We start from the raw sequence: 13,366 nt of genomic DNA on the forward strand, positions 1-13,366 counted from the left end.
CTGAGAACGTTTGTCAAGAAGGCTGCCTGGAAACCCGCGTAATCCCCAGATTCAAGGACTTGAAAGGCCATTCTCCGACCTCGCCTGTGGAAAAACCCCTCCCGTTCTGGGGAAAACCATGGGTGCCTGGGGAAATCGGTGACACATCAGCAGGGCTTATGCCCCGTGGATCTCTTGAGTCCCGGGGGTCGGCGAGACGGCTTGGTCTCCCTTGGCGGGGGGTGCTGCCGTCAGGCTGCGAGGCCCGAGCGGGTGGTCAGCGTGGGGGTAACGGGTGTGGCCGTGGTCGTGGGGCTGACCCTGGTGATGCGCGTGGTCGTGGACGGGGCCATGCTCCGTCTGGTCCGGGCCGTGTACGTGGCTGTGGGCCGGCCCGGGGGCCCCTGCGGGTCCATCTCCTTGGCTGTGGCTGTAGCTATGGCTGTGGCCCTGCCCGCTGCCTAGGGGAATCGGCACCCCATCGGGCTGGCAGGCGCCGGTGCATTCGCGTTCGCACAACGTGCAGGATTCAATCAACCCCTCGACATGGTGGTGGTGACTCCGCTGCGGATCACCCACCTCCGCTTCGAAGCCCAGCACCTGCGCCCGGTACTTACAGAGCGAACAGTTCATCTGGGTGTCCCCGCGCACCACTTCTTCCACACGTTCATGGAAGGTGTCGATCACCAGTGGATGGTCACCCAGATAAGGAGCCTGCACGAAGTCCACGGCGGGATGATCTGCCGCCACACGCTCACTGTGCAGCCGGATGCGGCTCACCAGTACGCCGGAAAAAAGAAAGTAGGGGAACACCACGATGCGGCGAAAGCCCAGCTTCACCACATGGCGCAGCCCCGGTTCCACCAGCGGAAACGTGACACCGGAGTAGAGCGTTTCGCCCCAGCCGAACCCGAACCCCTCCACCAGCATGCGGGTCACCTTGCTGACGTTGGAGTTGGCATCGGGATCGGAAGAGCCGCGTCCCACCACCACCAACAGGGTGTCGTGCAGCGGCACCGCTGGCTCACCGGCGGCAGCAGCGGCGGCATCCGCCTGCTGCAGCGCGCCACGGATGCGGGCACCCGCAGCCTCGATCATCTTGCGGTCGACACCCAGCTCGCGGCCGTAATCAATGCGCAGACCGGATTCGGCCGCGTAGGTGTTCAGAACCGAGGGAATGTCGTTCTTGGCGTGGCCGGCGGCGAACAGCATTCCTGGCACGGCCAGCACATGCTCCACACCCTGCTGGCGCAGCTGATCGAGGCCATCGCGCAGGATTGGCCGGGCGAATTCCAGGTAGCCGTAGGCCACCGGCAGATGGGGCAGGCGTTGTTGCAGCCCGATCGCAAGCTGGGCGAATTCCTCGACGGCCAGACGGTTGCGGCTGCCATGGCCGCACACCATCACGCCGAGCTTGCCGTTGGCAGAGGCTCCCGCCAGAAGTTGCGCTGGAAGAGGAGCCATCACAAGACCTGTCTCGGGGGACCCTATCGCTCCTCCCTCCCTGCGGCGCCTCCGCCATGCTGAGGTCAACGCGCCCGGCCCGATGACTGCCACCTCCACCACCTTGCTGGGGTATGGCGCGGCGGCGCTCACCACCTTGAGCTTTTTCCCCCAGGCGATCAAAACCCTGCGCAGTGGCGACACCAGTGGCATCTCCCTGCGCATGTACACGCTGTTCACCGCAGGCATCTGCTGCTGGCTGCTCTATGGCCTGATCACCCGTGACGGCCCCCTGATCGCCGCCAACGCCATCACCCTGCTGCCGGCCTCGGTGGTGCTGGAGCGCAAGCTGCAGGGGCTCAGGCGCTGTAGGCCTTCCGGGCGGGGATCGGGTAAGGGATCCGCCGATGACGCATCCGCTTCCACACCCGCACGAACGCCCTGATCACCAGTTCCAGTTCGCCCCGGCTCAGGCCGCTGTCCTTGAGCTGGCCATCACTGTGGCGCGCTTCGATGATCCGGCGCACCATGGCGCGGGCCTCCTGTTCCGAGGTGCCGGGCGGCAGCGAGCGCAGCGCGGCCTCGCAACCATCGGCCAGCATCAGGATGCCGGTTTCGCGGCTCTGGGGCGTGGGCCCGCGATAACGGAAGCGCTGCTCGGGCACATCGGGATCCTGCTCCCGGGCCTGATGGAAGAAGTAGCCCATTCTCAAGGTCCCCTGGTGCTCCGGGATGAAATCGGCCAGCGGCCGTGGCAGGCGGTATTTGCGGGCCAGCTTGAGCCCCTCATCCACATGGGCCTGCAGGATCGCGGCGCTGGCGAAAGGGTCGTTGAGGGTTTCGTGGGGGTTGAGGCCTTCCGATTGGTTTTCGATGAACCATTGCGGCGCGTGCAACTTGCCGACGTCGTGATAAAGGGCGCCGGTGCGGATCATGTCGACGTCCGCCTGGATCGCCCGGGCGCCCTCCTCGGCCAGCCCGCAGATCATCAAGGTGTGCTCGAAGGTGCCCGGCGCTTCCATCGACAGCCGCCGCAACAGGGGGCGCTCCAGGTCGGCCAGCTCCAGCAGCCGCGCGCGCGTGAGCAGCCCGAAGAAACTCTCGACGAGTGGTCCCATCAGCAGGCCGCCCATCAGCAGGCCACCCATCAGCAGCGCCTCTCCCACCAGCTCTGCGCCGCTGGGCGTCACCCGTGCGCTGTTGGGCAACCGATACGACACCTGCAGCACCAGCCATTGCAGGGCCAGGGCACCCACCGGCAGCACAAGTGCCAGCTGCACCAGCTGGGCGCGGCTGCGCTGCCGGCCTGCCAGCACCGCCGCCACCACCGCCACCAGGGCGGCCACCAGCAGGCGCTGCTCGTTGAAGCCATCGAGGGGTTGGGGCCACAGCAGGCTGGCCACCGCCAGCCAGGCCAGGCCAGCGCCAGTGCCCAGCGCCTGGGCCAGTAGCAGGGTGGGGGGCACCAGCAGCGCCAGCGGGCTGGCGGTGTTGCCGAGCCACAATTTGCAGCCCTGCACCACCAGCAGGGTCCCCAGGGCCAACAGCGCATGGCGGGGCTCCAGGCTCGCGCGCCAGCGCCGCAGCAGCAGCACCATCACCGCACTGCCGGCGAAGGCTTCGAAGGCATGGCCCAGCCAGGCCCGCAGCAGGGGCCTCCGGTTCACCAGGCCGAAGTAATCGAGCACGTCGTAGGCCTGGGGGCTGATCGGTTCCCCCTGGCGGGTGATCAGTTCCCCTTTTTCCACGGTGATGCGCGGGATGCCCTGCTGGGTGAGCAGTTCCTCGATCAAGCCCTGGGTGAGGCCGGCATCGGTGCGCAGGTTGGTGCGGCCCTGCAGGTTCACCGCCAGCAGCCGGCTGCCCAGGCCCAGGCCCGGCTCCGCCAGCGGCGCCAGCTGCAGGGCGGCGGCCGCCTGTAGCTGGCTCTTGGCGATGCTGCTCACGATGCCCTGGCTGAGCATGCGCCGCTGGGCCAGCCGCAGCGCCTGCTGCCATTGCGCCAGTTGCTGCGGCGTGAGGCCGATCAGCCACGCCTGCTCCACCGGGTTCAGATTGAGCGGCCCCACCCGGTTCTGGGGGGAGGCCGCCACCAACTCCAGCTCCCGCAGTTGCCGCTCCAGGCGCTGCTGCAGCTCCCGATCGGCCTGGGGATCCACCACCTGCACGTGGGTGCGGCTGCCCAGCTGAAAACGCCGCTGCTCCAGGGCGTCGCTGTCCACGACTGTGGCGGCTTCCGGTGCCCGGGTGCTCTGCGGGGCCGGGATTCCCGGCCTCAGGCTCGGTTCCACCAGCCAGGGCCAGCTCGACACCCCCGCCACCAGCACGCACACCAGAGCCACGGCCAGCCAGTCGCGTCGGCGCCATGGACAGAGCGCCTGGCATGGCGATTCCTGCCGGAGCCATCGCTGCCAGAGCCTCTGGATGCGCCGACGCAGCAGCACACGCTCCACCTCCGAAGTGGTCAAGCTAGCGAGGACGTCAATCGTGGTCTGTCGGCATGCTGGGCCTTGAACCGTTTGTGGTGGGCATGGCGAAGCTCCTCGATGGGCGGCAACTGGCGAAGGACGTCGAGCAGCGCCTGCAGCAGGTGGTGACGGCGGGCCTGGAGCGGGCCGGTAGGCCGCCAGGGCTGGCCGTGCTGCGTGTCGGTGATGATCCGGCCAGCGGCGTCTATGTGGCCAACAAGGAGAAGGCCTCGGCCCGGGTGGGCATCGCCAGCCACGGCGCCCACCTACCTGCCGACAGCAGCGCCGCCACGGTGCTCGCCGAAATTCAACGTCTTAATTCCGATCCCGCTGTGGACGGCATCCTGCTGCAGTTGCCCCTGCCGCCGGGGCTGGCGGAGGGGCCGCTCCTGAATGCGATCGACCCGGCCAAGGATGCCGATGGCCTGCACCCGTGCAACCTGGGTCGCCTGCTCAAGGGGGAACCCGGTCCGCGCAGCTGTACCCCCGCCGGTGTGATGGCCCTGCTGGCGCGCGCCCAGGTGCCGTTGGAGGGGGCCCGTGCCGTGGTGGTGGGGCGCAGCATCCTGGTGGGCCAGCCAATGGCGCTGATGCTGCAGGCCGCCAATGCCACGGTCACCGTGGCTCACTCGCGCAGCCGCGATCTGGCGGCGCTGTGCCGCGAGGCGGATGTGCTGGTGGTGGCGGCCGGTCGGCCGCGGCTGATCGGTGCCGAGCACGTGAAACCCGGAGCGGTGGTGGTGGATGTGGGCATCCACCGGCTGCCGCCGTCAGCGGCTGAGGGGCCCGGCGGCCGCGGCGGGCTCTGCGGCGATGTGCGCTTCGAGGAGGTGGAGCCGCTGGCGGCGGCGATCACTCCGGTGCCCGGTGGTGTGGGGCCCATGACCGTGACGATGCTCCTGGTCAACACGGTGGCCAGCTGGCGGGCGACCTTCGCCCCAGCGCTCGCTGTGGATGGGGCTGGAGCTCTGGCGGAAGATCCGCTCGCCGATCTGTTGCCATAGGCGCTCAGCGGCGCCGTGGCCTGAGAGAATCCGCCGCAGTGCGCTGGTACCCATGGCCGTGGCGGTGAGCACGGATTTCGATTTCGCGGCCTACCTGGAGGCGTCCCGCCAGCGCGTGGAGCAGGCCCTCGATGCCGCCCTCGGCCCGGAGCGGCCCGAGTCATTGCGGGAGGCGATGCGCTACTCGCTGCTGGCGGGGGGCAAGCGGCTGCGTCCGATCCTCTGCCTGGCGAGCTGCGAACTGGCGGGAGGCACCAGTGCCCTGGCGCTTCCCACCGCGGTGGCACTGGAGATGATCCACACCATGTCGCTGATCCATGACGACCTGCCCGCCATGGACAACGACGACCTGCGCCGCGGACGCCCCACCAACCACAAGGTGTTCGGAGAAGCCAATGCCATCCTTGCCGGCGACGCCCTGCTGACCCGTGCCTTCGAGATGGTGGCGCTGCGCAGCCCCGGTGTGGCCCCCGAACGGCTGCTGCGGGTGCTGGGTGAGCTGTCGCTGGCGGCCGGCGCCCCCGGGCTGGTGGGCGGCCAGGTGGTGGATCTGGAATCCGAGGGCCGCCAGGTGGATCTCGACACACTCGAATACATCCACCTGCACAAGACCGGTGCCCTGCTGCAGGCCAGTGTGCTCACCGGCGCACTGATCGCCGGCGCCGAGGACGATCTGCTGGACGCCCTGCGCACCTATTCCCGCGGCATCGGTCTGGCCTTCCAGATCATCGACGACATCCTGGACCTCACCGCCAGCAGTGCCGTGCTGGGCAAGACGGCCGGCAAGGATCTGGCCGCCGACAAGACCACCTACCCGAAGCTGCTGGGGCTGGAGGAGTCGCGTCGCCGTGCCGATGCCCTGGTGCGGGAGTCCAAGGAGGCACTTCAGCCCTGGTTGGCCCAGGCCGGCCCGCTGGTGGCCCTGGCCGACTACATCACCAGCCGCGATCGATGATCGCTGTCCCCTCCGGAACCCCTCCCCTGTTTCAACTGCTTGGCAATGGTGTGCTGGCCTGGGCGCTGATCTCCTGCGGTCTGGCGCAATGCTCCAAGTTGCTCATCGAGCTGGTGGAGCACCGCCGCTGGCGCCCGGCGGTGCTGTTCGAAACCGGCGGCATGCCGTCCAGTCACGCCGCCCTGGTCACAGGCGCGGCGGCGGGCATCGGCTGGCAGCAGGGCTTCGATGATCCGTTGTTCGCCTTTGCCGCCACAGTGGCGTTCGTGGTGATGTACGACGCCAGCGGTGTGCGTCGGGCCGCCGGGCTACAGGCTGGTGCGATCAATGCCCTGCCGCCTGCCACCTGGCAGGACGCCGCACCAGCCAAGCCGCTGAAGGAAAACCTGGGCCACACGCGCCTGGAGGTGCTGGCCGGCAGCCTGATGGGCCCCGCCATCGCCCTCACCGGTCTGGCCCTGGCGGGTTCCCCGCTGCAGATCGCCCAGAGCTGGGGCTGGTTGCCGCTGGCTTGAGCCTTCCTTCCGCTGACGCCCAAGCCTTCACGCCAGGTCAGCGCCAGGCGGTCAAGGCCTTCGTGGCCTGGTTGGACGCTCCTGCCGATGGCCGGCCTTTCGTGCTGAGCGGCTACGCCGGGACCGGCAAGACGTACCTCTCGATGGCCTTTCTGGCGGAGGTGGAGCGCCGGGACCTCTGCTGGACCGTGGTGGCTCCCACCCACAAAGCGGTGGGCGTGCTACGCCACTACCTCGAGCTCAGTGGCCTTAGGCCCACCTGGTTCCCCTCCACCCTGCACCGGCTGCTGCGTCTGAAGCTGCGCCGTGATGGCGGCCGCGAGATCTGTGAGGAAACCGAGCAGACGGCGGTGGCCTTGGAGCCGCTGGCCCTGGTGCTGATCGATGAGGCCTCGATGGTGGACAGCACCCTGCTGCAGATCGCCCTGCGCTGCGCCCATCCCTACGGCACCCGGCTGGTGTTCGTGGGCGATCCCGCCCAGCTGCCGCCCGTGGGGGAACCGCTCAGCCCCGTGTTCGATCTGCAGCGGGCCGAGCTGGCCCGGCTCGAGCAGGTGGTGCGCCACCAGGGCCCGGTGCTGCGCCTGGCCACCGGCCTGCGGGAGGAGCGGCTGCCCTGCCGGTTGCCGCCCCAGCTGCCGGCCATCCGGCAGCCGGAGGGCATGGTGGCCCTGCTGGAGCGCTCCGCCTGGCTGGCGGCGGCTCAGCAGGCCCTGCGCCGCGCCGCCGAGGGGGACAACCCCGACCAGGCCCGCATCCTCTGTTACACGAACCGCAGCCTTGAGCAGCTGGTGCCCCTCGCCCGGCGCGCCATCCACGGCGAGATGGCCGACCAGCTGCCGGTGTTGCCGGGTGAAGTGCTGATCACGCGCATGGCGGTGATGGCGCCCGCCTGCCGGGAGGGGGCGGAGGGGGGCGAGGAACCGGACATGGTGTTGGCGTCGAACCGGGAGCTGGTGGTGCGCGACGTGAAGCCCGAGCGTTGCGATCTGGCGGAGTTCGGCCTGGCGGGCCGGGAGGTGCTGGAGCTCTTCGACGGGCTGACCGCGCCGGTGATCGACACCCAGCTGGTGACCGTGCAGCAGCCCGACGGGGAGCTGTCGCTGCGGTTGCTGCCGGCGGCGGGCTCCCCGGCCCGGCGGCAGCTGGAAGGGGTGCTGGCGCAGCTGCGGCAGCAGGCCAGGGCGCTGGGCAAGAAGGAAGCCCGCGGTCTCTGGCGTCGCTACTTCCTGGTGCGGGATGCCTTCGCCTCCCTGGCGCCGGCGGCCGTGCTCACGGTGCACCGCAGCCAGGGCAGCAGCTTTGGTGAGGTGTTCATCGCCGACGATGTGTTCTGGCCCTCCGATCTGCAGCTGCGCCGGCAGCTGGTGTACGTGGCGGTGAGCCGGGCGCGCACGGCGGTATGGATGGTGGCGGGAGCAGGCTCCAGAGCCGATCGCGACTGCTGGAGCCGCTGGCTGGCAGACCCCGAGGCCTGAGCCCGGCGGCTCAGACCATGCGCAGGCCTTCGATGCCCTGCCAGGTCAGGTAGGCCGCCAGCGCCAGGCTGAGGCCGCCCACCACCAGATCCCCCCGGGCGAACAGCAGCTTCTTGGCGCTCTCGAGCCGCGGCAGCATGCGTTCGCGGGCCAGGGCCACCGCCAGGAACGGCACCAGCAGCAGCAGGCTGGACGCCAGGGTGAAGACTGCGGCCATCAGCAGCTCCTGCCCGCGGCCCAGTTGAGCCGCCAGCAGCGCCGATGCCCCCTTGGCCATCAGGAACAGGTCGTCCGGGCTGACCACCTCCAGCGCCGCCCCCGCGCCGATCAGCAGCGGCAGGGGCAGGCGGCAGAAACGGTCGAGCTGACGCGTCCAGCCTGGAGCTTCCTCCGGACCAGCGCCGCGGCTGGTCGGCAGCAGCTCCCGCACCCCCAGGGTGAGCAGGGCTCCGGCCCCCATCAGATCCAGCCCCGTGCGGTGGCTGCTGCCCTGCTCCATGGTGAGCAGCAGGCCGTGGCCCAGGGTGAGCAGCATGGTCACCATCACGGCGATCGTGACGACCCAGCTGAGCACGAACAGGCCACCCCGCCGCAGGGGGTGCTCACCGAGAAGCAACAGCAGCAGCAGGCCCACATGGATCGGGCTGAGGCTGATGCCGCTGCCGTAGGCGATCAGTTCGGTCCAGAGCGAGGGGTCGTGCATCGGGGCGCCAGGGTGCGTTGGCGGTCCCGGCCAGGATGACGCACACGCCGCGCTCAGCGGCGGATCTCGAACCAGTCGTCGCCAGCGATCGGCATCAGGCTGGGGATCACCTCACTCACCAGTGCACCGGGCGGCCCCGACTCACACCAGAGCCGCAGATCCAGCAGCTGCTGGTTCGGGCCTTCCGCCTGCACCTCCACCGAACCATCGCTGCGGTTGCGCACCCAGCCCGCCACGCCGAGCGCGGCAGCGGCGCGGCAGCAGGCCTGGCGGTAGCCCACACCCTGCACATGGCCGCGCACGATCAGCTGCCAGCGCTCCCTGGAGGCCAGGGAGCCGGCGCTGCGGCGGCTGCCGCCGCCACGGCGAACGGAGCTGTCCGCCGGGCTGCGTCGTGGAGGCGCCGGCAGATCGCCGAACACCCAGCCCAGTGGAGGTGAAGCCAGCTGGCGTGAAGCGTGCGCGTCGTCCATCCTTCACTCCGCGGCGGGCAACCCCATCCCTCAAGCTGCCACAGCGGCTTGATTCCGTCCATCACACCGTTGCCGCCCGACACAGAGGCTGCCGTGGGAGTGGGGTGCAGCTCCCAGCGGTGGAATTCGTGGCCGCAGACAGATTCTCCGTAGCGTGCCACCAGCCCGTCGTGTCTGGGGGTGGCCTGCCGGTAGCCGAGCTGGAGTGCCCCGCGTCGGGCCGTGAACGGCAGCAGGCCAGCCATCGGGTAGGGCTGGCCCTCTGGATCCTCCAACGCCTGCCCCAGCAGCAGCAGGCCACCGCATTCGGCGTAGATCGGCAGGCCGGCGGCTGCGGCACGCCGCAGGTCAGCCAGGCTGTGCCGGGCGGCAGCCAGTTCCGGTGCGTGAAGCTCCGGGTAGCCGCCCGGCAGGATCACCCCCTGACAATCCGGCGGCAGCGGCGCATCGGCCAGGGGCTGCCAAAGCCGCGGCTCCACCCCCACCGCTTCGAGCAGTTCGGTGGCTTCCGGGTAGCGGAAGTGAAAGGCGGCATCGGCGGCAATAGCCACACGCACGGGCTCGGGTGCTGGGGTTTCGTGTTCGAGCCCGAGCGCCCATTGGATCGGATCGCCGCCGGAGGCGGTCTCTGGTGAACTGGCGGGGGGTGCCAGCAGGGGCAGCAGCTGCGCGAGATCAAGGTGCTGCTCGGCCAGCGCTGCCCATTCTCCGCAGGTGCGCGTGAGGTCGTGGAGCTCATGGGCGGGCAGCAGCCCCAGGTGCCGTGACGGCAGGCTCAGGCTGGGGTGGCGCGGCAGCAGGCCCAGCACCGGCATGCCGATGGCGGCGAGCGCTTCGCTCAGCAGCGCCTGGTGCCGGGCGGTGCTTACGCCGTTGAGCACCACCCCGGCCATGGTGAGGTCGCGGCGATGGTGCCGGAAACCGTTGACCAGCGCCGCGACCGATCCGGCCTGGCGGCTGGCTTCCACCACCAGCACCACCGGCAGCTGCAGCGCGACGGCCAGCTCGGCGGAGCTGCCCTCGTCGCCGGGCCCGCGGCCGTCGAACAGGCCCATGACCCCCTCCACCAGGCAGTGGTCGGCCTGACGGCCCCACCAGTGGAAACTGCGCTCCACCCATTCGGGGCCGCAGAGCAGGCGGTCGAGGTTGCGGCACGGCCGGCCGCTCACCCGGGCCAGCAACTGGGGATCGAGGTAGTCGGGCCCCACCTTGAAGGTCTGGACGCTGCGGCCGCGCTGGCGCAGCAGGGCCGTGAGCGCCAGGCTGAGCAGCGTTTTGCCGCTGCCGCTGCAGGGGGCCGCAATCAGGCAGGCCATCAGTGCCGGCCCCCCGCCGCTGGGTTCAGGACCGCCTCAGTTCGGCAGCAGCTTGGCTGCCAGCGGAGCAGCGGCGGCGAGCAGCGGCGTGGTGGAGTCGTGGCCGCCACCCAGCAGCCGCCCCATTTCCATCTCATCGGACCCGGGCACCTTCGGCACCACATCTTCCGCCAGCTCCATCCGCGCCACGCCGCCGGCCTCCAGCCGCATGCAGCCGCCGGTTTCCGAGCAGAGGATCACGCAGAGCGGCTTGCGATCGTCGGGTTCGCAGATCAGCCGCAACCCCACGATCGTGCCCGGGTGGCTGCTGGGGATCCCCACCGGCACCGGCATCAGCTTGAGGCGCACTTCCTTGCCGTCGCTGCGCTCGAAGTCGGCGCCGATGGAGTCACCGTCCATTTTGTAACTGGTCACAAAGTGCCAGCCGAGTCGGTCGGCGATCCAGGCGGCCAGCAGCAGCCCCTGCACCGGATGGCTGCCCTCCACATCGATGTCGAGGTGCACCACGTGGCTTAGCGATTCGCGCCGACCGGGGGGATCGAACACCATCGCCAGCGACTCCCGCCAGCCGCGCAACCGCAGCCAGTTGAGGTCGTTGACGGCGGTGCTGCTGTTGACGCGCTCCTCCAGCAGATCAAGGCAGCGGCGCGGCGGACCGAGGGCGCTGTCGATCACCAGCCGGCGCCCCGGGCTGCTGAGGGCCGCCAGCAGATCGGGCGCTTCCTCCAGCGAACCGTTCCACCACACCCAGCAGGGCAGGTCGTCGGGCACCAGGGGTTGCAGCAGGCTCAGGCCCTGCCGCAGGGCGTCGAAGTCGCCGCGCAGCACCACCACATCTCCGCAGGTGGCGCCGTTGTTGCCTTCCTCGCTGAGGGGGCAGTAGGCCGCCACAAGCGTTTCCAGGCCGGCGCTATTGCTGAGCGTGGGCGCCAGGGTGATCAGCCGGCGCGGCTGGTAGGCGCTGATCGCCGATTCCACGTGTTGGCCGCGCAGGTCTTCGCCGACGTGGTCGACCCCCGCGTGCTCGCCCAGCGCCCAGGCCAGTTCTGGAGCCATCGGCGAGGTGCTGGGGGGAAGGCCACAGAAGTCGACCGCTTCACGGGCCGCCTCCAGCACTTCCGGACGCACCACCCCGGTCACCGGGCCTTCCAGCCGGCCCAGCCGCACCAGGTGCTGTTCCACCCAGGCCGGTTGCCACACCAGCAGGGTGAAGGTGCTGGCCCCACTGCTGTGCCCCAGGTCGTGCTGCCAGAGCTTCTCCAGGTACCCGGTGAGCTCGGGGGCGGCAGTTCCACCGGGGCCTGAAGGGTCAGTTGGGGGCTCATGGAAGGAAGGGCAGGGAGGGGGACGGGACGGATGTGGATGGTGGAGGCCGAGGCGTTCAGGGGCGGCGCCAGACCAGGTTGTCGCTGGCGAGCAGGCTGTCGGCAGCGGCGGGGCCCCAGGTGCGGGCCTCATAGGGCTGGACCGGCAGCTGCCAGGGACTGTCCTCGATCAGCTCCAGCAGGGGGGTGTAGAGGCGCCACGCCGCTTCCACCTCATCGCCGCGGGTAAACAGGGTGGGATCTCCCAGCATGGCGTCGGCGAGCAGGCGCACGTAGCCCTCATCGGAGGGTTCCCCGAACGATTCGTCGTAGGAGAACTGCATGTCGACCGGCCGGCTGCGCATGCCCGATCCCGGTGCCTTCACCTCGAAGCGGAATTCGGCGCCCTCGTTGGGCTGGATGCGCAGGATCAGCTGGTTGGCGGTGGGGCTGCCGCCGGCGGCGTCGAAGAGGTGCACCGGCGCCTCACGGAAGGTGAGCACCACCTCGCTGAGCCGCTTCGGCAGTTGCTTGCCGGTGCGCAGATAGAAGGGCACCCCCTGCCAGCGCCAGTTGTCGATGAACAGCTTCATCGCCACATAGGTTTCGGTGGTGCTGTTCGGGTTGACCCCGGGTTCCTCCCGGTAGCCCTTGATCGGCCGGCTGCGGGAGCCACCGGGGCCGTACTGGCCGCGCACGCAGCAGTTCCAGGGCTCGGCCTCATCGGCGAGGCGGGCGGCCTGCAGCACCTTGGCCTTCTCGTTGCGGATCGCTTCCGGGTCGAAGCGGCCCGGCGCTTCCATGGTGGTGAGCGCCAGCATCTGGGTGAGGTGGTTCTGCACCATGTCCCGCAGGGCGCCGGAGCTCTCGTAGTAGCCGGCCCGCTCCTCCACTCCCACGGTTTCTGCGGCGGTGATCTGCACGCTGGAGATGAAGTTGCGGTTCCAGATCGGCTCGAAGATGGTGTTGGCGAAGCGCAGCACCAGGATGTTCTGGACCGTTTCCTTGCCCAGGTAGTGGTCGATCCGGAAGACCTGGTTTTCCTGGGCGCAGGCCTGCACGATTCGGTTGAGCTTCTCGGCGCTCCCGTAGTCACGGCCGAAGGGCTTCTCGATCACTACCCGGCTGCGCTGCGGGTCGCTCAGCAGGCCGGCATCGGCGAGGGCGCGGCAGCCGCTGCCATAGAAGGTGGGCGACACCGACAGGTAGAAGGTGCGGTTGGAGCGAGTGGCCCGCAGCCGGTCGATGGCCTCGAGCCGCTGGCCCAGCCGCACCAGATGCTCAGGCACCTGCAGGTCCACCGGCTCGTAGAAGAGGCCGCTGCTGAACTGCTCCCAGGCGCTGGCGTGGTCGGCCACCTCCTCCGCCAGGGCCTCGGTCATGCGGGCGCGGAACTCTTCATCGCTCCAGGGGCGGCGGGCGCAGCCCAGCACGGCGAACTCGCTGGGCAGGCGCCGCTGACGAAACAGCTCGAACAGCGCCGGAATCAGCTTGCGGTGGGTGAGGTCGCCGCTGGCGCCGAAGATCACCAGACACTGGGGCGAGATCACCCGCTCCTGGCGCAACCCGACCCTGAGCGGATTGGTGAGGACGGCGGTCATGGGGGAAGGGCGGGCCTGATCCCTCCACGAAAGCCGGGAACCGGCCACCCACGGAGTGCCCAGGCGGCTATGTGGGGGTTTCGGCAAAAAAAAGCCCGCCCAGAGGGCGGGCCGATCCTGGAGGAAG

The 13,366-nt window shown here is 69.6% G+C and carries 11 protein-coding genes and 1 pseudogene; 5 read left to right on the forward strand and 7 right to left on the reverse strand.

What is annotated here, in order from left to right:
• Positions 1-156: 156 nt before the first annotated feature.
• Complete coding sequence (locus tag ACXMDP_RS06375) at positions 157-1,443, reverse strand: CbiX/SirB N-terminal domain-containing protein (RefSeq protein ID WP_259729258.1); 1,287 nt, start codon at positions 1,441-1,443, stop codon at positions 157-159.
• Between the two features lie 82 nt (positions 1,444-1,525).
• Between ACXMDP_RS06375 and ACXMDP_RS06380 the strand changes: the two genes are divergently transcribed.
• Entirely contained in the window at positions 1,526-1,867 is a 342-nt protein-coding gene (locus tag ACXMDP_RS06380; RefSeq protein ID WP_094510388.1) for a SemiSWEET family sugar transporter, read from the forward strand.
• Here ACXMDP_RS06380 and ACXMDP_RS06385 read toward each other — a convergent pair.
• Complete coding sequence (locus ACXMDP_RS06385; RefSeq protein ID WP_259729259.1) at positions 1,782-3,890, reverse strand: HDIG domain-containing metalloprotein; 2,109 nt, start codon at positions 3,888-3,890, stop codon at positions 1,782-1,784. The two genes, ACXMDP_RS06380 and ACXMDP_RS06385, sit on opposite strands and share 86 nt — an antisense overlap.
• Before the next feature lie 62 nt (positions 3,891-3,952).
• Here ACXMDP_RS06385 and folD point away from each other — a divergent pair, with 62 nt between their 5' ends.
• The 4 genes from folD to ACXMDP_RS06405 are packed head-to-tail and all read left to right on the forward strand — an operon-like array spanning position 3,953 to position 7,842.
• Positions 3,953-4,894 carry a bifunctional methylenetetrahydrofolate dehydrogenase/methenyltetrahydrofolate cyclohydrolase FolD gene (gene folD / locus ACXMDP_RS06390; protein WP_259729281.1) on the forward strand — a complete coding sequence of 314 codons (942 nt, stop codon included), beginning with the start codon at positions 3,953-3,955 and terminating at the stop codon, positions 4,892-4,894.
• Between the two features lie 52 nt (positions 4,895-4,946).
• The gene (crtE, locus tag ACXMDP_RS06395) at positions 4,947-5,849 is read left to right on the forward strand and encodes a geranylgeranyl diphosphate synthase CrtE (RefSeq protein ID WP_255099715.1); all 903 of its coding nucleotides are present in this window, start codon (positions 4,947-4,949) and stop codon (positions 5,847-5,849) included.
• Positions 5,846-6,364 (forward strand): divergent PAP2 family protein, encoded by a 519-nt coding sequence (locus ACXMDP_RS06400; RefSeq protein ID WP_259729260.1) that lies wholly within the window; start codon positions 5,846-5,848, stop codon positions 6,362-6,364. The genes crtE and ACXMDP_RS06400 overlap by 4 nt, the downstream gene beginning before the upstream one ends.
• A complete protein-coding gene (locus ACXMDP_RS06405) occupies positions 6,361-7,842 on the forward strand; it encodes an ATP-dependent helicase (protein WP_259729261.1) in 1,482 nt (493 codons plus the stop codon). Before ACXMDP_RS06400 ends, ACXMDP_RS06405 begins: the two co-directional genes overlap by 4 nt.
• 10 nt (positions 7,843-7,852) lie before the next feature.
• On the opposite strand, the gene ACXMDP_RS06410 is transcribed toward ACXMDP_RS06405, so the two are convergent.
• From ACXMDP_RS06410 to zwf, 5 genes and pseudogenes are all read right to left on the reverse strand, one after another.
• Positions 7,853-8,545 carry a GAP family protein gene (locus ACXMDP_RS06410; protein WP_259729262.1) on the reverse strand — a complete coding sequence of 231 codons (693 nt, stop codon included), beginning with the start codon at positions 8,543-8,545 and terminating at the stop codon, positions 7,853-7,855.
• A gap of 53 nt (positions 8,546-8,598) precedes the next feature.
• The gene (locus ACXMDP_RS06415; protein ID WP_233132726.1) at positions 8,599-8,847 is read right to left on the reverse strand and encodes an acylphosphatase; all 249 of its coding nucleotides are present in this window, start codon (positions 8,845-8,847) and stop codon (positions 8,599-8,601) included.
• Positions 8,848-8,849: 2 nt separating this feature from the next.
• Complete coding sequence (locus tag ACXMDP_RS06420) at positions 8,850-10,334, reverse strand: cobyrinate a,c-diamide synthase (protein WP_259729263.1); 1,485 nt, start codon at positions 10,332-10,334, stop codon at positions 8,850-8,852.
• A 36-nt stretch (positions 10,335-10,370) separates the two neighbouring features.
• A pseudogene (locus tag ACXMDP_RS06425) lies at positions 10,371-11,659 on the reverse strand (glucose-6-phosphate dehydrogenase assembly protein OpcA).
• Positions 11,660-11,715: 56 nt separating this feature from the next.
• Positions 11,716-13,239 (reverse strand): glucose-6-phosphate dehydrogenase, encoded by a 1,524-nt coding sequence (zwf, locus tag ACXMDP_RS06430; RefSeq protein WP_259729265.1) that lies wholly within the window; start codon positions 13,237-13,239, stop codon positions 11,716-11,718.
• Positions 13,240-13,366: the final 127 nt, after the last annotated feature.

Source organism: Cyanobium sp. ULC065, assembly GCF_977927515.1.

What these genes read in the sequence shown, in the direction of transcription:
- ACXMDP_RS06375 (WP_259729258.1), bottom strand. Translation starts at nt 1,443, where the DNA reads ATGGCTCCTCTTCCAGCGCAACTTCTGGCGGGAGCCTCTGCCAACGGC.
- ACXMDP_RS06380 (WP_094510388.1), top strand. Translation starts at nt 1,526, where the DNA reads ATGACTGCCACCTCCACCACCTTGCTGGGGTATGGCGCGGCGGCGCTC.
- folD (WP_259729281.1), top strand. Translation starts at nt 3,953, where the DNA reads ATGGCGAAGCTCCTCGATGGGCGGCAACTGGCGAAGGACGTCGAGCAG.
- crtE (WP_255099715.1), top strand. Translation starts at nt 4,947, where the DNA reads ATGGCCGTGGCGGTGAGCACGGATTTCGATTTCGCGGCCTACCTGGAG.
- ACXMDP_RS06400 (WP_259729260.1), top strand. Translation starts at nt 5,846, where the DNA reads ATGATCGCTGTCCCCTCCGGAACCCCTCCCCTGTTTCAACTGCTTGGC.
- ACXMDP_RS06410 (WP_259729262.1), bottom strand. Translation starts at nt 8,545, where the DNA reads ATGCACGACCCCTCGCTCTGGACCGAACTGATCGCCTACGGCAGCGGC.
- ACXMDP_RS06420 (WP_259729263.1), bottom strand. Translation starts at nt 10,334, where the DNA reads ATGGCCTGCCTGATTGCGGCCCCCTGCAGCGGCAGCGGCAAAACGCTG.
- zwf (WP_259729265.1), bottom strand. Translation starts at nt 13,239, where the DNA reads ATGACCGCCGTCCTCACCAATCCGCTCAGGGTCGGGTTGCGCCAGGAG.